The organism is Yoonia sp. MH D7 (assembly GCF_054439475.1).
In genome coordinates this window covers 1,378,990-1,396,750 of the sequence record NZ_JBTJCF010000001.1, presented here as the reverse complement: position 1 = coordinate 1,396,750, position 17,761 = coordinate 1,378,990, and the positions used below count along the sequence as shown (strand labels likewise).

The following is a 17,761-nucleotide window of genomic DNA, read 5'->3' as shown; positions in this document are numbered from 1 at the left end:
GTGTGCGGTTTTACGAGTTATTAATCCTTGCCGCGATAAGGTTCGACGTATTGCAGCGCCATATCCCAAGGAAAGAAAATCCATGTGTCCTGAGAAACCCCCGTGATGAAGGTATGCACCATCGGTTCGCCTTGTGGTTTGGCATAGACGGTGGCGCAGTGAGCGTTGGGGTAAAGCCTGCGCACAACTTCGAGCGTTTTGCCGCTGTCGACCAGATCGTCGATCACCAGAATGCCGGTGCCATCACCCATCATTTCCGCGTCAGGGTATTTAAGGACTTCGGCTTCGCGCCGCTCGTCTGCTTTGCCGCCGCCAGAGTGGTAGGATTTGACCGATATGGTATCCACAGTGCGCACATCGAGTTCGCGTGCCACGATCATAGCTGGCGCCATGCCGCCGCGGGTGATTGCAACGATGGCCTTCCACGCGCCGTTGTCCGGCCCTTTGCCATCTAACCGCCACGCGAGCGCACGGCTGTCACGGTGGATTTGATCCCAAGAGATGTGAAAGCCTTTTTCGTGGGGCAGGCGGTCGGTCATGGCAGTGGTCCTTAGATAATGGCGATTTTGGCCCCCAGCAGGGCAAGCAGCCCGCCAAAGGTTTTGTCGATGATGGATTTCAGGGAAATATAAACGGTGCGGGAGCGCGTTAACGAGAAAATGCGCGCGATAAAGGTGTTCCACAGAAGTTCGTTAATGAATACGACAAGCAAAAGTGCGCCGTAAACCCAAACTGGCGTGGTTTGCGGGATGGTCCCTATGAAGATCGCAGAGAACATGATGGCGGGTTTCGGGTTGGTAAGCTGGGTGAACAGCCCGCGCCGGAATGCGCTAAATGCGGTGCGGGGTGGTTTGTCGGTATCGGCAAAATCGAGCGGTTTATCGGCGTCGCGCCAAAAACCGTAGGCGAGCCAGAGCAGATAGCAGCCGCCGCCCAGTTTAAGGGCCCAAAGCAGGCGAGGCGCCGCCGCAAATATAATGCCAAGACCAAATAGTGCGGCCGCAGCCCAGATCACCGCACCCAAGCCGAGACCCATTGCCAGATACGCGCCCGTTCTTAACCCCTCGGTCACGCCGGTCCGCGCGGCCATAATAACCGCCGGACCGGGGCTGATAACTGCAAGAAGGTGCAGCAGACCAATGGCAATGAAGCCTGTCAGGGTCATAAGTCGTCCTTTAGACGGTAGAAATATCAGGTGCGTCGACTGCTTTCATGCCGACAACGTGGTAGCCGCTATCAACGTGGTGGACTTCGCCGGTGACGCCGCTGCTGAGGTTGGACAAGAGGTAGAGGGCGGATTTCCCAACGTCATCGGTGGTCACGGTGCGGCGCAGGGGTGAGTTCAGCTCGTTCCATTTCAGGATGTAGCGGAAATCGCCGATGCCGGAGGCTGCCAGTGTTTTAATCGGGCCGGCCGAGATGGCGTTAACGCGAATCCCGTCTTTGCCGAGGTCCTCGGCCATGTAGCGCACCGAGGCTTCAAGGGCTGCTTTGCATACGCCCATGACGTTATAATGTGGCATGACCCGTTCGGCGCCGTAGTAGGTGAGGGTCAGGCATGCGCCGCCTTTGTTCATCATTTTTGTCGCACGGGCGACAACAGCGGTGAACGAGTAGACCGAAATATCCATAGATGTCAGGAAGTTCTGGCGCGATGTGTCGACGTAGCGGCCGCGTAATTCGTTTTTGTCCGAGAAGCCGATTGCGTGCACGATGAAATCAAGCTTGCCCCATTTCGCCTCTAAGTCGACGAAGAGCTGGTCGACGCTATCCATATCAGCCACGTCGCAAGGCAGCACAATGTCAGAGCCAAGCGAGGCGGCGAGGGGTTCTACGCGTTTCTTCAGCGCGTCGCCTTGATACGAGAAGGCAAGCTCGGCACCGGCGTCTGCACATGCTTTTGCAATGCCCCAAGCGATTGACTTGTCGTTTGCGAGACCCATTATTAGTCCGCGTTTCCCTTGCATCAAGTTTGACGTCATTTGCTAGCTGCTCCTGCAATTGGTCGTTGGTTAGAAATTGTTTAGGCGATTGACACGGGCACAGCAAGGCATGAGCGTATGAGTGAGTGAAGCATTAAGGAGAATGCGATGAGTGATCGTGGTGGGATTTTTGCAGGTGACGATCCGTTTGTGATCGCGCAGCGTTGGTTGGATGAGGCGGTGGACGCTGAACCCAATGACCCCAATGCCATTGCGTTGTCGACGGTGGACGCGCAAGGGATGCCAAACGCGCGTATGGTGCTTCTTAAAGAAATCGAAGCGAATGCCTTTGTTTTCTACACCAATTACGAAAGCCAAAAGGGTCAAGAAATTCTGGGTGCCGGGAAAGTTGCCTTTGTGATGCATTGGAAATCGTTGCGCCGTCAGCTTCGCGTGCGCGGCACGGTGGTAAAAGAGGACGGGCCGCAGGCGGATGCGTATTATGCGTCGCGGTCTTTGAAAAGCCGCTTGGGCGCATGGGCCTCGGCGCAATCGCGTCCGCTTGACAGCCGTGCTACACTATTAGTGGCGGCGGCTTCGCAGGGGTTAAAGCATGGAACGAATCCTGCGCGTCCGCCACAATGGGGAGGGTTCCGGATTGATCCCGTCGAGATCGAGTTTTGGGCTGATGGCGCCTTCCGTTTACACGACCGGTTCCGCTGGACACGTTTGAATGCGGATGACGTTTGGGAAATTGATCGACTTTACCCCTGAATTTCACGCTTCGTGAAATCTAGGGGCTTGAAAAACTGACTATAACGTGGTCGTCATCGCGCAAAATAATGTAGAGATATTTCTGCCCCTGACCGATCGAAGCGAGAAAGCACTATGACTGAAAGCGAAGATATCGCTCCGGAGATGATAATAAGCGGCGTTGTGAAATGGTTCGATCCCACCAAAGGGTTCGGATTTGTTGTCAGCGACGCAGGCGGGGCTGATATATTACTGCATGCAAACGTGCTGCGTAATTTCGGGCAGGGGTCTGTCGTCGACGGATCGGTGATTACCATGCAGGTGCAGCGCTCTGAGCGGGGAATGCAGGCTGTATCGATTGTGACGCTCGCGCCGCCGGTCGATTGTAGCGCAAACCCGCCACTTCGCGACATGGAAGAATTTACCGTCGAGCAAATCGCTGCGCAACCTGTGTTGCCCGCGCGGGTTAAATGGTTCGATAAAAGCAAAGGATTCGGATTCGCGAATATTTTTGCCGACCCATCTGACGTATTTGTGCATATAGAGGTCTTGCGTCGCTGTGGATTGTCGGATTTGCAAGCGGGTGAAGCTATTGGCCTGCGCCTGATTGAGGGCAAACGTGGCCAGATGGCCGTGGATGTTGTCAGTTGGGAAAGCGTTTCAAAATGAAATTACTATTGTTGGGTGCTGCGCTGTCGTTTTTTGCGACGAGCGCGGTTGCATCCTGTGCCGAGGACCGTGTGACGGTCTCGGGTGAATTCGGCCATGCCGGGTTCAAGGTCGAAGTGGCCGATGATAATGAAGAGCGCGGCAAGGGGCTGATGAATGTAGCGACCATGCCGTTGATGACAGGCATGTTGTTTGTCTACGACGCACCGCAACGGGCGACGTTCTGGATGCGCAACACCTTGATCCCGCTTGATATGATTTTCGCCGGACCTGACGGTGCGATTCTTGCGATTCACGAAAATGCGGTGCCGATGGATGAAACTGTCATTGATGGCGGGCAGGGCGTGAAGTTTGTTTTAGAAGTTAACGGCGGAATGAGCGCACGTTTGGGCATTAAAACAGGTGATATCTTGCAACATCCGAGCATTGGGGCCGATGCAATTTCACCTTGTGAATAAAAACGCGATTTAGGGGTTTTCAATTCGATTCACTGACAGTAGATAGGCGCCAGTCGGGGCGTAGCGCAGCCTGGTAGCGCATCTGTTTTGGGAACAGAGGGTCGTAGGTTCGAATCCTATCGCCCCGACCATATACCTCTCCTGGTAACAAGAGACGGAAAAAGGCCAGCCTTCGGGCTGGCCTTTTGTTTTTGCCGATAGGGTTTTCACAGTCGTAAATTTGTAACGCAGGGTTCAGGGGGACATGAGCCGATTCTTTAGGCGTTTTCGGGCTGCATGTTTTGCGATTGGATGAGGCTGTCCGGCTAAAGGTGCTGAATAATTGGGTTTCATGGTTGACTAAAAATTAACCTTCTGTGGACAAGTCGGGGGATGAATCGGGTATAGAAGTTGCGCCCGAATTGTGGTGCGTCAGTCAACACCTTTAATCCACAATTTGTATTAAAAATCCGTTGACCCACTAGGGGCAGATGCGTCAGTTAGTGGAAGCCAGATAGATACCCACTACATGTAGTGGCAGCGCAGCGAGCATCACCTAATGCCCTAGTGTGCGGGTGAGAGAGGAGCAGGTGGACCTTCGGTCCCGCTCCAGCCTCACGCGAAAGATGTCTGGCGCTGAGACGCCCCTGATTTGGGCGGGACTTTTCGCATGAGGCCGCACAGACGGCTGCTGACCAAAGGGCACACGAGTATGAAGATAGAACGCAATTTCACTGATGCAGGCAACGATGCCTATGCTTCGATTGCATTTAAAACCACGACATCAGAAATCCGGAACCCTGATGGCACGATTGTTTTCAAGCTTGATGGCTGTGAGATTCCCGAGAGTTGGTCGCAGGTTGCGTCGGATGTGATTGCCCAGAAATATTTTCGCAAGGCTGGTGTGCCATCGGCGACCAAGCGCGTGAAAGAAAAAGGTGTTCCTGAGTTCTTGTGGCGTTCCGAGCCTGCGAAAGGCGCAACCTTTGATGGCGAGACGTCTTCCAAGCAGGTGTTCGACCGTTTGGCAGGCGCATGGACATACTGGGGCTGGAAGGGCGGCTATTTCTCGACCGAGGAAGATGCGCGCTGCTATTTCGACGAGATGCGTTATATGCTGGCGACACAGCGCGCGGCGCCCAACTCGCCGCAGTGGTTCAACACTGGTTTGCACTGGGCCTATGGCATCGATGGTCCGGCGCAGGGGCATTTCTATGTGGACTACCAGACGGGTGAGTTGACCGCGTCCAAGTCCAGCTACGAGCATCCGCAGCCACACGCCTGTTTCATTCAGTCGGTCAGTGATGATCTGGTCAACGAGGGCGGTATTATGGATCTTTGGGTCCGTGAGGCGCGTTTGTTCAAATACGGGTCTGGCACTGGGACCAACTTTTCCAGCCTGCGTGCGGCGGGCGAAAGCCTGTCGGGTGGCGGCAAATCGTCGGGCCTGATGGGGTTCTTGAAAATCGGTGACCGCGCTGCTGGTGCGATCAAGTCGGGCGGCACCACGCGCCGTGCGGCCAAGATGGTAATCATCGACGCCGACCACCCCGACATTGAAGAGTTTATCAACTGGAAGGTCATTGAAGAGCAGAAAGTGGCGTCGATTGTCGCGGGCTCTAAAATGCATGAACGTCACTTGAACGCTATCTTTGCGGCGATCAAGGCCTGGGACGGTGCGGTGAGTGATGCCTATGACACGTCGGTGAACGAAGGCTTGAAAGCCGCTGTTCGCGCTGCGAAAAAGTCCTGCATCCCCGAGACATACGTCAAGCGGGTTCTGGATTATGCCAAGCAGGGCCATACCGCGATTGAATTTCCGACCTATGATACCGATTGGGATTCGGAAGCCTATTCATCAGTGTCCGGTCAGAACTCGAACAACTCTATTCGCGTGACCGATGCCTTTCTCAAGGCTGTTGAAAACGACGAAGACTGGAAGCTGATCAACCGCAAAAACGGCGAGGTCGCCAAGATCATTCGTGCCCGTGACCTATGGGAAACTGTTGGCCATGCGGCGTGGGCCTGCGCCGATCCGGGCATCCAGTATCATGACACGGTCAACGCATGGCACACTTGCCCCGAAGACGGTGCGATCCGTGGCTCGAACCCTTGTTCGGAGTATATGTTTCTTGATGATACCGCCTGTAATCTCGCGTCGATGAACCTGCTGACCTTTTATAAGGACGGCGAGTTTCAGATCGAAGACTACATGCACGCGACACGTTTGTGGACTATCACCTTGGAAGTGTCTGTTATGATGGCGCAATTCCCGTCCAAGGAAATCGCGCAGCGTTCGTTTGATTTCCGCACACTTGGTTTGGGCTATGCCAACATCGGCGGGTTGTTGATGAATATGGGCTTTGGCTATGACAGCGACGAGGGCCGTGCGATGGGCGCGGCATTGACCGCAATCATGACCGGCGTGTCTTATGCGACATCTGCCGAAATGGCGGGCGAGTTGGGGGCCTTTGCGGGCTATAAAAAGAACGAGGCGCATATGCTGCGCGTCATTCGTAACCACCGCAATGCGGCACTTGGCATGACAACTGGCTATGAAGGTCTGGACATTAATCCTGTGCCGCTGGATCACGCAAACTGCCCTGATGTGCGTTTGGCAGAGATTGCCGTGACTGCATGGGATGAGGCGCTAGAGTTGGGAGAAAAGCACGGGTTCCGCAACGCCCAAGTCTCGGTGATCGCGCCAACCGGCACGATTGGTCTGGTTATGGACTGCGACACCACAGGGATTGAGCCTGACTTTGCGCTGGTGAAATTCAAAAAGCTGGCGGGTGGCGGTTACTTCAAAATCATCAACCAGTCGGTGCCCGCAGCTTTGGATAAGCTTGGTTACGGGTCGGCGCAGATCGAAGAGATTATCGCCTATGCGGTGGGTCATGGATCAATCGGGCAGGCGCCTGCGATTAACCACACGTCGTTGATCGGCCATGGATTTGGTCAGGAAGAAATCGACAAAATTGAAGGCTCGCTGAAAGCGGCATTCGACATTCGGTTTGTGTTTAACCAGTGGACGCTAGGCGAGGAATTCTGCACCAAAACGCTGGGTATCCCGAACCTGAAATTAAACGATCCGACCTTTGACTTGCTACGTCACCTCGGGTTTTCCAAGCAAGCTATCGACGCGGCCAACAGCCATGTCTGTGGCACAATGACACTCGAAGGTGCGCCGCATTTGCGTGAGGAGCACTATTCGGTATTTGATTGCGCCAATGCTTGCGGTAAAATTGGTAAGCGTTATCTGAGTGTTGATAGCCATATCCACATGATGGCGGCTGCGCAGTCGTTTATTTCGGGTGCTATTTCCAAGACGATCAACATGCCAAATGACGCAACGATCGTGGACTGCCAGAAGGCCTATGAATTGTCCTGGTCGCTGGGTGTGAAGGCCAACGCGCTATACCGCGACGGATCAAAACTGTCGCAGCCTTTGGCGGCTTCGCTGGTTGAGGATGATGACGAGGCGGCCGATATTCTAGAGAGCGGCAGCAACCACGAGAAGGCCCGCGTTTTGGCCGAAAAGATTGTGGAAAAGATCATCATTAAGGAAGTTCGCAACCGCGAGCGTGAAAAGATGCCTGCGCGGCGCAAGGGGTATACGCAAAAGGCAATCATCGGCGGTCACAAGGTTTACTTGCGCACGGGCGAATATGAGGGCGGCCAGCTTGGCGAGATCTTTATCGACATGCACAAAGAGGGTGCAGGCTTTCGCGCGATGATGAATAACTTTGCAATTGCTGTGTCCGTGGGCCTGCAATACGGCGTGCCGCTGGAGGAATTTGTTGATGCATTTACCTTTACCAAATTCGAGCCGTCCGGCGTGGTACAGGGCAACGATAGCATCAAGAATGCGACCTCGATCATTGACTATATTTTCCGCGAATTGGCAGTGTCATATCTGGATCGCACCGATTTGGCCCATGTGAAGCCGGAAGGTGCCGCGTTTGACGACATTGGCCGTGGCGATCAGGAAGGTGTGAGCAATGTTGTGACCCCGTCCGAGGCGGCGTCGAACCGGTCGCTGGAAGTGCTACGTCAGATCAGCTCGACAGGGTATTTGCGCAAGCGGATGCCGCAGGAATTGATTGTGTTGCAAGGCGGGCAAGCCGCGGTGAAGGATGCGGTGACGCAGGCGGCCAGTGCGATGGGCACGATATCGGTCGCCGAAGTGAAGCTGACAACCGCGACCACAACCGCGACTGGTTTTACCGCGCGCGACAAGGCGAAGATGCAGGGCTATGAGGGTGATCCTTGTGGCGAATGCGGCAACTATACGCTGGTGCGCAACGGGACCTGCATGAAGTGCAACACTTGTGGCGGCACGTCAGGATGTAGTTAACGGATCGGGTGCTGGTGTAGGTCGGACCATCGGTCCTCCCAAATCGGGGGTTACTTGTCCCAAGTCGGGGTAAAGCCGCTCCCAAGCGCTAAAAAGCGAATAAAAAGGATCCGGGGCGGGTGCGCTCGCCCTCGGTGCGGATCGGGCCACAGGCAAAAAAACTTCGAGCGGTATAATCACGAGCCCGATCAGCAAGACTAACGGGGTCCCTTCAGGGGCCCTTTTTTTTCAGCTTACCGTGCATCATCGAGTGCTCTTAGACCACTTAATCACAGCAATCGAACCTGTGTAATTTTGCGAACGATCACAGATGCGTAATCTTGCAGTAGGTTACTATCCAGCCATTTTTTTGCGATAGGAAAACGAAATGAATGACAACTCACACCTTAGTCCTCAGCTCGACGCATATGCGTTACTTATGAGACCAGGGTTTGCCCTACTTATAGACGCGCCCTGGGGTGCAGGTAAAACCCATGCGTTGAAAGGTTGGATGGCAGGCAGAAACGACACACTTTATGTCAGCCTTTATGGAGCCATTAATTCAAAGGCGATTGAAGAGGCTCTATTTTTATCGGTCCTCGAACGCAGGGCTGTAAAACCTCCGCAAGGGTTCACTAAGTTGGCCGAAGGTGTGACCGAAAAGTTTACTGGAGCTAAAGTGGATCTAACCGGAGCATTTCGTCGAGCAGTTATGAAAGACCTGCCGCAGGTTCTCGTTTTCGACGATCTCGAGCGAACAGAAATGCCCCTCACAGAGTTGTTCAGTGCGATCAACCGGTTCGTGGAGCACGAAGGGCGAAATGTGGTTCTTCTCGCGAACCAAAATGAACTTCGAGACAAGGACGTTAAGATTTACGAAAGGACAAAAGAGAAAGTCATTGGGCGAGTTGTTGCCATTGCTCCTGATGTGGCCGGCGCTTTTGCAGGGTTTCTGGAAACCATGACAAAGGTCAAAGATCAGGTTGAAGTGTGTAAATTTCTGAACGCTGAGAAAGATCTCATTTCTGGTATCTTTGAAACATCTCAGGCCCTGAACTTGCGATTGCTCCGATATTCTATGCTGGAATTTGCACGGGTTTTCCATCAAATTCCTGCGGACCTGCGGGAAAACACCGAAGCGATGCGATACTTGCTCGCAACTTTTGTTGCGCTTTCGATTTCATTTCATAGTGGTGGTGGTCTTGGAGTGGAGGGCTTGACGCAAGAAAACGGATGGGAAAGAGCTCTTTGGGAGGTTAACGGTCAAAAGGGTGACGCTCCTCCCAAGACTGCGCTAGAGCTGATCCAAGAGCAGTTCGGAGGACATCCCTACGTTAGGCTATATAACCAAGTAATCTCGGCGGAACTTGCACTGGCATGGATATCGAGGGGACATGTCACCGAGGACCTCCTATCAAGGGAACTTCGGAAAACGAGCGTATTTATGTCAAAAGACCCCGAAACTTGGCAAACTCTATGGTGGTGGGAAATGCGCACAGACATCGAGGTCGAGGCGGCGCTGGAGGTCGTGAAAAAACAGATTGTTAAAATGGAATTCCACGCGCCTGAAGTGATCATGCATTTGACAGGGATTATGTTGAATTTAGCCGATAGCAAGATCGGATGGGAGGCTCGCGACTGTCCGTCGTCAGGGTTTTTGGCACCAAAGGCGGCCTAGACTAAGAGAGAGTTCGGCTCATCTGGTTGGTTGCATTATGCGGCGTGTTGTCTGTGATGCAAGCGTCGCGTTTCGAGCGTCTTACGTTTGATCCTTTCCCGTTGCTGTAGAATGGCTTTGTCGCGTCCGAAGTATACGTCGGCGGGTGTAACGTTGTTCAGGCTCTCGTGGTAACGCTGGTGATTGTAGTGGTCTACGAAGGCTTCGATCTGAGCCTCAAGATCGCCGGGTAGGAAGTAGTTTTCCAGCAGGATGCGGTTCTTCAAGGTCTGATGCCACCGCTCGATCTTGCCCTGCGTTTGAGGATGATAGGGCGCGCCACGGCTGTGCTTCATATCCTTGTCTTTCAACCATTCCGCCAGCTCCCCCGAGACGTAGCTGGAGCCGTTATCACTCAGCAGGCGAGGTTTGTGGACGACATGAACTTGGTCACATCCCGACGCTGCCAAAGCCAAGTCCAATGTGTCCGTCACGTCTTGGGTTCTCATGTTGGTGCAAAGTTTCCACGAGATTATATATCGGCTGTAGTCATCGAGGATCGTGCTGAGATAAAACCAGCCCCATCCGATGATCTTCAGATATGTGAAGTCCGTCTGCCACAACTGATTGATGCCCGTGGTTTTGTCTTTGAACTCGCTCGCCGCCTTTATAACGATAAACGCTGGGCTGGTGATCAGATCGTGCGCCTTCAAAATCCGATACGTCGAAGCCTCTGATACGAAATAGCTTTCTCGATCCGTGAACGTCACGGCCAGTTCACGTGGCGACAACTCGGTTTCTTTCAGCGCCAACTTCACGACCTTGCGCCGCACCTCGTCAGGAATGCGGTTCCAGACGTGTTTGGGCTTCGGCGATTGATCCTGCAGTCCAACTTCGCCACGCCGCAAATATCGATCATACCAACGGTAGAATGTGGTGCGGGGAATGCCCAGCTTTGCCAACGTGAGCCGTGCTGACAGGTGGCTTTCCTCGACCAGCCGGATGATCTCCAGTTTCTCAGATGCAGGATATCTCATTCGTGGTTGCCCCCATCGCCCAGCATGCTTTTTTTAAGCAAACGGAGTTCCAGTGTTTGTTCCGCCACAACTTCCTTGAGATCACGGGCCTCACGGCGCAGATCCTTCACCTCGTCAGTGTTCGCCGCACGTGCCGTATCGCCCGCAAGGCGCCGCTTTCCGGCTTCCATGAAGTCCTTGGACCATTTGTAGTAAATGCCCTGAGAGATACCCTCACGGCGGCACAGCTCTGCAATGCTGTCTTCACCACGCAGACCATCCAGAACGATCCTGATCTTCTCTTCGGATGAGTAATGCTTGCGCGTGGCGCGTTTGATGTCTTTGACGATCTTCTCGCCAGGGCTCGTCGTTGTTTGTCTCATCTTCCACTCCTCAGTGGTGACGATGAGCCAGAAACACTCTCTTATCAAATAACGCTATTTGGTCCCATAGGCGCTGACGTCAGACACCATCAGACGTTTTTAGAAACTCCTTACGAAACTCTGGGTCACGTATATGCCCGGGTTTCAACACCAGACCAATATCTGTCAGGACAACGACACCGCCTCACCCAAAAAGGCGCTGTGCGCGTGTTTGAAGACGTCATCTCTGGAAAGACCTTCGATCGGCCTGGCCTTACGGCGTTGCTGGACTTTGCGCGTCCGGGGGATACGCTCGCCGTCATCAGGCTGGATCGCTTGGGACGATCGCTCACAGAACTCTTGAAAACTGTAGACGATCTGAAAGCACGAGAGATCAACCTGATCAGCTTGGAGGAGCAGATCTACACAACATCAGCCGCAGGCGAGCTTGTGTTTCACGTCTTTGGGGCCATCGCTCACTTCGAGCGTCGGCTGATCTCTGAGCGCTCAAAAGACGGTTTGGCAGCGGCAAGAAAACATGGGCGAAACCCTGGACGGCCACCTTTGCAGCCCGAAACAATCTCAGCACTCCAAAAACTTGTGAAGGCCGGAACATCAGTTTCTCAAGCCGCAAAACATCTCGGCATAGGAAGATCAACGGCTTATAAGGCGATGGGAAAAGCGCCTTTGTAACTGGCGTTCCTCATTTGCCCCCCTTTAGCGTGGTTCTACGAAGAAACCTTCCGATGGGGCCAAACCCCTGCCATGCCTTCAATCGCCTGCCGTTTCCACGTGCTCACCTGCGTTGGGTGAAGTTGGCTGCTTGGCAGCGATCTCTTGCACCGTCTTGTCACCACGCAGCGCCTCAAGCGCCACAGTAGCTTTAAACTTGTCTGAAAAGCTCCGTCGCTTCGTCATTCTCGTATCCATTCATTCGTGTTGGATACACCTTAGCACGCTGTCCAATTTTGCCGGACCACTTCACAACGTCGCAACGATGTTCCCCATCGGCTTTGCTGGCTTGGGCGGCATTTTGGCCATCGCCGCTGGCAAACCCGATGAAGACAAAGCGCATTTTTACCGTTTGGTGATCAGGCGATCCACGGACAGCGGCCCCGCACCTTTCAGGACCAGCGTGACCAGAACGACCATCCAGAACGCGCGTTGATCAAGGATCGTACCGTTGGGCAGGCCGTCAAACCACTTGCCCAGTGTTTCGGTGTGCGCAATGCCGCCGTGGCCGTACAGATCCGTCAGCGATTGCACGATCACAAAGCCGATCATCCCAAGGGCGGCAAATCGCGTGAACAACCCGATCACGATCAGCAGTGGCAGGATAAATTCCGCAAACGTGCCTGCAACGACGACGGCCCAGTGAAAGATCGACATTTGTGAAATGTCATAGCCCACGGACTCCATCGTTTTGGGGAAGATTTGCGCGTAACCGCCCACACCGGGGGTGAAGGGTGTTCCGTCAAATTTGGTCAGGCCCGCGTTCCAGAAATAGACCAGCAGCGTGGCGGCGAACACGAACCGCGCAAGCGTTGGCAGGATCGTATCGGCGGATGCGTTCAAGGCGCTGGTGGTGCGATCGTATAAGGCAATCATCGGGTATTCTTTCACAGATTTATTGAAATTAACGCATGCCGCGCAAGCAAAAGACCAAGAAGTGGGCCAATATCGAAACCCGCATCCCCGTGGCGCACGGCCGCGCCAAGGGTGGCACCCGCCATCAAAGTGGTCGCAACGGCGGCTTGTTGCGGGGTGATGGCATCAACGATCGGGTCAAATTCCGGCCGCGTGATCAAAGTTGGCTGCGCAGTTTTGACGATATCACCGCCCGCTGTATTCGCCGTCCAGATCGAGTGGAGCGGGTATATGGACGCAATTAGAAACACCGACGGCGCAAATGTGAACGTCACATCGGGCAATGCGTCCGGTGCGATCTGGGCAAGTGCATCGGGCGCAATCGGGGCGCTGTCAGCGGCGTGGTAGCTGTGACGCAACGCCAATTCCAAGCGGGCGACGTCCGATAAATAGGGCACCGATTGCGCGGGGCCAAATCCCGCAAGAAAGTCGGGCATAGCGTCGCCGTAAAACATCATGACGGGGGATGTCGGCGGATGCGTGCGCAGGTAAACGCCTGCCATGGCGCGGAAAAAATCACTACCAACCAGTTTATTCACCACCGGAAATGCGGTTTCCAGCGCCTGTGTAAGGGACACAGCGACGTTGTTGCGGTACACATCAAACCGTTTTGCCGCCTGCGTGCCGTCCGGATTTTGCACGCCGTTGGGGGGCGGTTTGGCAGGGTCCAGCAGGGCCGCGCGGAAATCTGATTGTGTGGTGATCATGACAGAACCGACAGCGCCGTGTCCGCGCGCTGCGTTTCTTCGACCAAGACCGACCAATCGGGAACATCGGTGTCCCATTCGATCAACACCGGCTTGGGACCTGATTTTGCCAGCGTGTAATCCAGCAATGCCCAGACAGGGTCGACAACCTGCGCGCCGTGGCTGTCGATCAACAAAGGTGCGCCAGTTTCATCCCTGTCTTCATCATGGCCGCCAAGGTGTATTTCGCCAACGTGATCAAGGGGATAGGCATCAATGTAGCCGTGTGGCGAATAGCCAAGATTGGTGGCAGACACGAAAACGTTGTTCACATCCAGCAATAAACCACATCCGGTGCGCGCTGTGACTTCAGCCAGAAAGTCGGTTTCTGACATGTCGGATTCGGCGAAGGCCAAATAGCTGGATGGGTTTTCCAACAGCATTTGTCGGCCCAAAACGCTTTGGACTTCATCGATGTGATCGCTGACACAGGCCAGCGTCGCGGCGGTGTAGGGCAGGGGCAAAAGATCGTTCAGAAACGCGCTGTCGTGTGTAGACCATGCAAGGTGTTCGCTGAAACTGGCGGGTTGCAGCCAATCGCACAAGGTTTTCAATCGCGCCAGGTGGTCAGCATCAAGGCGACCGACCCCACCAATGCTAAGGCCGACACCATGAACGGAAAACGGAAATTTTTCACAAAGCGCGCGCAGTTGCGCAAGGGGGCGGCCCCCCATACCCATATAATTTTCGGCGTGGATTTCCAGCCAGCCAACCGGCCCCGCATCCGTCATGATGTCGTTAAAATGTTGCGCCTTGTAACCAACGCCGGGGCGGTTGGGCAGGGATTTGCGAACAGCATCGAACATCTTAACGGCTCCTTACATGGTGACGCCCACCGCGGTGCGGATGGGCGTCGCTGTCTTGAAACGTGTTTTGCAGCTTACGCTGGCAGGTTTACATCGGTTGCTTCAAGGGTGCCCATGGCGTCTGTGTCGCCGATCATCGTTGTTTCACAAGTGCCGGCTGGAACGAATGTCCATGCGTTGCCTTGGTAATCCACCGTGGATGTGCCGGCGCATGTTGTGCCGGGGCCAGCTGCGCAGTCGTTTTCACCTGCCAAGGAAATACCGTAGCATTTTTCGTTGGACTGCGCGTGTGCGGCTGTGGACAGACCCGCAATTGCGGTTGCGACGGATGCTGCGAGGGCGAGCGTGGTTGTTGTCTTGGACATGGGATGACTTCCTGTTGGTTGGTTGCATTTCATGCGCCGTGATTAGCGACATCCCTACATTAGGCTGCGACAGACTGTCCGCGCCATTCACAGGGTCGTGCATCGCGTGGGCGTTATCGCATGTCAGAACGCAGGGAGCGTTAAGGTGTTGAAAACAAAGGACCGACCCATTTTCGGGGCCGGGTCTGTAATACGTTACAGCGCTGGAATGTTACAAAAGATCGGGTGGAGTCGCTGATTTTTGCAATTCTTCGAGGATCGCATCAAGGGATGTTACAGATGTTTGCTTTTCACCAAGGCGGCGCGCAGACACGGTACGTTCTTCGACTTCGCGCGCGCCGCATGCCAGAATAATCGGCACCTTGCCCAGTGAATGTTCGCGGACCTCATTTGCCCCCCTTTAGCGTGGTTCTACGAAGAAACCTTCCGATGGGGCCAACCATTCATTGACCACCACAGGATAAGTCACCTTCAACACACTCTAACTGGCGCTTCAGCCTCTGGCTTTGCATCTGGGTTAGGTCAGCGAGACAAGTCAAGAGGACATATGGATGAATACTTCCCCCCTGCGTCCCAGCGCTATCAAAGTCGCACTGAGCATCGCGATAAGCAATCCACTTGCGCTGTGCCGTACGAAGCGTTTCGTGGCCAGGTGCAGATATACTTTCTATCAACTCTCCATAAACGACGTTCAGCTCACCATCCGCGGTTCGATAGTCCTGCTCAGCGCACAGAGTAATGGACCTCTGATTGCCATCGCTTCCGCAACTCACGTCATCGGCCAGAGCAGCAGATACAAAACATGTTAGTCCTACCGCGCCTAAAATTATTTTCATTACTTATCCTGCCGTTCCCAACCACATCTCATTACGTATTGTAATAGGATAAACGGGTTCGTTCTAAAACCATCGTTTTGCACGGGCGCAGACCAGCCTGATTGATGGTTCCAAAAAACCCATTCAAAACTGAAGCCGTTGTTGAAGCGCTCTCATAACAACGGACATTCATACAACACGCAGTATTGGTCGAAATGGGCTCTTTGCCGACCTTCGCTGCCGGCAAAAGTGCCTCAAGCTGCCAAACGTCTGCATTCTCAAACGGTGAGCCTATACTTCGCAACTGCGGCGAAAGTCCGGAATCCGCCCCTTGCGTCGATCAACGCTCACGGCCCATTGCGGACTTTGGCCATACTGTCCCAACGCTGCGGTAGCAGCCCGCATTGCCGACTTTCGCTGCAACAGCGAAATCGAGTGACCCGCGAACTCAAAGTATCGGGGCAATGCACCATTTCTCTGTGATGTGACTCATGAAGGGGTGGTTCTCTCACAAAGTACGATGCGAACTCCCACATCTCAAGAACCGTACAGGGGCAGACATTTGGGGAGGGGGACAGCAGTTATTATTCTAAACACCAGCGGTGCTAACACCGCGATGGCATCGTACTTCAGTGCTTGGAACCGTATATTATTAGCCCTACCGTCGCTTGTCGGTAGTCGTTTAGTAGGCGCACTAACTTAAGTTAGTAATGGCGTTCAAGAATGTGTTACGCGTCAGGGAGTTAAGGTGAAGTTTGGTATCGATATTTCTGTCATTCTATTCTTAACACATCGTCTCAGGGTATATGAGCCCAATCGCAGGCCGACCCTGTATGTTTATTTTTGATTTTAAAAATCGATACAAAACAGAGGTGGTCCTAGATTTTAGACCAGTTTACATCCTTGTTAAGGTGGATCTGGGTTTTATTTAGGCTGCTAATCTCATTGGTTCTGTTTTGCTGACATAGGCCTCATCTGGGGTCAATATGCCGTGAGTTGAATGCGGGCGCTCAGAGTTGTAATACGTCAGCCATTTGCCGATCCCAGCCCGCATTTCCGAGCCTGTCTCAAAGGCATTCAAATAGACGCATTCATACTTCAACGATCGCCAGAGCCTTTCGATCATGCGATTGTCGCGCCATGCGCCTTTTCCGTCCATGCTGATCTTGATGTCTGCGTCGACCAGCACGTCGATCCAAGCGCCGCTGGTAAATTGGCTGCCCTGATCGGTGTTGAAGATTTCCGGCGTGCCGTGCTTGGCGAGCGCCTCTTTCAAAGCCTCGACGCAAAAGTCTGCATCCATACTGTTGGACAGCCGCCACGAAAGCACTTTGCGGCTGTGCCAATCCATGATCGCCACGAGATACAGGAAGCCGCGTCGCATCGGTATGTAGGTAATATCTGCGCACCAAACCTGATTTGGGCGGTCAATTGCCGCATTCCTCAGCAAGTAAGGCCAGATCTTGTGATGCGGATGCTTTTTACTTGTGTTGGGCTCCTGATAGATCGGAACCAGACGCATAAGCCGCATCAAGCGCCGGATCCGGTGGCGGCCACATTGGTGATTGTTGCGCTTCATGTACCGGGCCATCTGACGCGATCCATACCAAGGCGTTTCCAGGAACTGTTTGTCGATGATTTCCATGAACCGCAGGTTCTCAGCGCTCTCGCCGACGGGCTGGTAGTAAAGCCGCGAACGCGACAACTGCAATAGTTCGCACTGTTTACGCATGCTTAACTTATGATCTCGGCTCACCATTTTTTGCCTCGCATCCCGAGGCCGTTAGGCGCTGCGAGGCATCCGCCAAAAAATCTCGCTCCACAACAAGCTGACCTATCTTGGAATGCAGCTTGTCGACGTCAACGGCACTTACCCCATCGGGCGCTGAACCTTTGCGCGTAAATGCCGTCGCCATATTCTCTATCGCCGCCCGTTTCCAAGTCCCTATCTGGGTCGGATGAACGCCATATTTTTTGGACAGTTCCGCCATCGACATCTCCTCGCGGATTGCTTCAAGCGCAACCTTGGCTTTGAAATCGGGCGAATGGTTCTTTCGTTTTGTCATTTGGGATCACTTCTTTCGTCATGCGATCCACCTTAACAACTGGTCCGAAAATCCGCGACCACCTCTAAACATAGCCTCAAAAAGGCATTACAGATGAATTTTTAACAGCAAGCAGAAGTTAGACAATTCTGTCTAATCTTCTGGACCAAATCTCATTTAAAATA

At 53.8% G+C, this 17,761-nt stretch carries 17 protein-coding genes, 1 tRNA gene and 1 pseudogene; 7 read left to right on the top strand and 12 right to left on the bottom strand.

Going from position 1 to position 17,761, the window contains the following annotated elements; all coding sequences use genetic code 11:
• Positions 1–20: 20 nt before the first annotated feature.
• From gpt to fabI, 3 genes are read right to left on the bottom strand one after another with little or no spacing between them, the layout of a single operon-like run.
• Positions 21–539, bottom strand: a complete 519-nt coding sequence (gene gpt / locus ACXLHR_RS06840) for a xanthine phosphoribosyltransferase (RefSeq protein ID WP_458790748.1) — start codon at positions 537–539, stop codon at positions 21–23.
• An 11-nt stretch (positions 540–550) separates the two neighbouring features.
• Complete coding sequence (locus tag ACXLHR_RS06835; protein ID WP_458790747.1) at positions 551–1,165, bottom strand: LysE family translocator; 615 nt, start codon at positions 1,163–1,165, stop codon at positions 551–553.
• Positions 1,166–1,175: 10 nt separating this feature from the next.
• Positions 1,176–1,982, bottom strand: coding sequence for an enoyl-ACP reductase FabI (gene fabI / locus ACXLHR_RS06830; protein ID WP_458790746.1), 807 nt, complete (start codon positions 1,980–1,982; stop codon positions 1,176–1,178).
• 108 nt (positions 1,983–2,090) lie between these two features.
• Between fabI and pdxH the strand changes: the two genes are divergently transcribed.
• From pdxH to ACXLHR_RS06800, 6 genes are all read left to right on the top strand, one after another.
• Complete coding sequence (gene pdxH / locus ACXLHR_RS06825; RefSeq protein WP_458790745.1) at positions 2,091–2,696, top strand: pyridoxamine 5'-phosphate oxidase; 606 nt, start codon at positions 2,091–2,093, stop codon at positions 2,694–2,696.
• A gap of 114 nt (positions 2,697–2,810) precedes the next feature.
• Positions 2,811–3,344: a cold-shock protein gene (locus tag ACXLHR_RS06820; RefSeq protein ID WP_458790744.1), complete on the top strand. Its 534-nt coding sequence runs from the start codon at positions 2,811–2,813 to the stop codon at positions 3,342–3,344.
• Positions 3,341–3,802 carry a DUF192 domain-containing protein gene (locus ACXLHR_RS06815; protein ID WP_458790743.1) on the top strand — a complete coding sequence of 154 codons (462 nt, stop codon included), beginning with the start codon at positions 3,341–3,343 and terminating at the stop codon, positions 3,800–3,802. Before ACXLHR_RS06820 ends, ACXLHR_RS06815 begins: the two co-directional genes overlap by 4 nt.
• A 54-nt stretch (positions 3,803–3,856) precedes the next feature.
• Positions 3,857–3,933, top strand: a tRNA-Pro gene (locus tag ACXLHR_RS06810).
• A gap of 560 nt (positions 3,934–4,493) precedes the next feature.
• The gene (locus tag ACXLHR_RS06805; protein ID WP_458790742.1) at positions 4,494–8,138 is read left to right on the top strand and encodes a vitamin B12-dependent ribonucleotide reductase; all 3,645 of its coding nucleotides are present in this window, start codon (positions 4,494–4,496) and stop codon (positions 8,136–8,138) included.
• A 367-nt stretch (positions 8,139–8,505) separates the two neighbouring features.
• Positions 8,506–9,795 carry a P-loop NTPase fold protein gene (locus ACXLHR_RS06800; RefSeq protein ID WP_458790741.1) on the top strand — a complete coding sequence of 430 codons (1,290 nt, stop codon included), beginning with the start codon at positions 8,506–8,508 and terminating at the stop codon, positions 9,793–9,795.
• Between the two features lie 35 nt (positions 9,796–9,830).
• Here the strand turns inward: ACXLHR_RS06800 and ACXLHR_RS06795 are convergent.
• Positions 9,831–11,173 (bottom strand): IS3 family transposase gene (locus ACXLHR_RS06795; RefSeq protein ID WP_458790740.1). Its coding sequence is split into 2 segments (ribosomal slippage): positions 9,831–10,846 and positions 10,846–11,173, totalling 1,344 coding nucleotides; the frame shifts between segments, so codons are not numbered across the junction.
• Between ACXLHR_RS06795 and ACXLHR_RS06790 the strand changes: the two genes are divergently transcribed.
• Complete coding sequence (locus ACXLHR_RS06790) at positions 11,165–11,845, top strand: recombinase family protein (protein ID WP_458790739.1); 681 nt, start codon at positions 11,165–11,167, stop codon at positions 11,843–11,845. The genes ACXLHR_RS06795 and ACXLHR_RS06790 overlap by 9 nt on opposite strands.
• A 78-nt stretch (positions 11,846–11,923) precedes the next feature.
• On the opposite strand, the gene ACXLHR_RS06785 is transcribed toward ACXLHR_RS06790, so the two are convergent.
• The 8 genes and pseudogenes from ACXLHR_RS06785 to ACXLHR_RS06750 form a co-directional block, all read right to left on the bottom strand.
• On the bottom strand, positions 11,924–12,070 hold the full coding sequence (locus ACXLHR_RS06785) for a hypothetical protein (RefSeq protein ID WP_458792571.1): 147 nt from the start codon (positions 12,068–12,070) through the stop codon (positions 11,924–11,926).
• Between the two features lie 159 nt (positions 12,071–12,229).
• Positions 12,230–12,760: a DoxX family protein gene (locus ACXLHR_RS06780; RefSeq protein ID WP_458790738.1), complete on the bottom strand. Its 531-nt coding sequence runs from the start codon at positions 12,758–12,760 to the stop codon at positions 12,230–12,232.
• A gap of 11 nt (positions 12,761–12,771) precedes the next feature.
• Positions 12,772–13,506 (bottom strand): HvfC/BufC N-terminal domain-containing protein, encoded by a 735-nt coding sequence (locus ACXLHR_RS06775; protein ID WP_458790737.1) that lies wholly within the window; start codon positions 13,504–13,506, stop codon positions 12,772–12,774.
• Positions 13,503–14,351 carry an MNIO family bufferin maturase gene (gene bufB, locus ACXLHR_RS06770; protein WP_458790736.1) on the bottom strand — a complete coding sequence of 283 codons (849 nt, stop codon included), beginning with the start codon at positions 14,349–14,351 and terminating at the stop codon, positions 13,503–13,505. Before bufB ends, ACXLHR_RS06775 begins: the two co-directional genes overlap by 4 nt.
• Positions 14,352–14,425: 74 nt before the next feature.
• On the bottom strand, positions 14,426–14,716 hold the full coding sequence (locus ACXLHR_RS06765) for a BufA1 family periplasmic bufferin-type metallophore (protein ID WP_458790735.1): 291 nt from the start codon (positions 14,714–14,716) through the stop codon (positions 14,426–14,428).
• A gap of 211 nt (positions 14,717–14,927) precedes the next feature.
• Positions 14,928–15,104: pseudogene (locus ACXLHR_RS06760) on the bottom strand (His/Gly/Thr/Pro-type tRNA ligase C-terminal domain-containing protein); the annotation flags it as partial.
• A gap of 55 nt (positions 15,105–15,159) precedes the next feature.
• Complete coding sequence (locus ACXLHR_RS06755; protein WP_458790734.1) at positions 15,160–15,552, bottom strand: lysozyme inhibitor LprI family protein; 393 nt, start codon at positions 15,550–15,552, stop codon at positions 15,160–15,162.
• 907 nt (positions 15,553–16,459) lie between these two features.
• Positions 16,460–17,597, bottom strand: a protein-coding gene (locus tag ACXLHR_RS06750; protein ID WP_458790733.1) for an IS3 family transposase whose coding sequence is annotated in 2 segments (ribosomal slippage) — positions 16,460–17,302 and positions 17,304–17,597 — 1,137 coding nt in all. Because the reading frame shifts where the segments join, the coding sequence is not laid out codon by codon here.
• Positions 17,598–17,761: the final 164 nt, after the last annotated feature.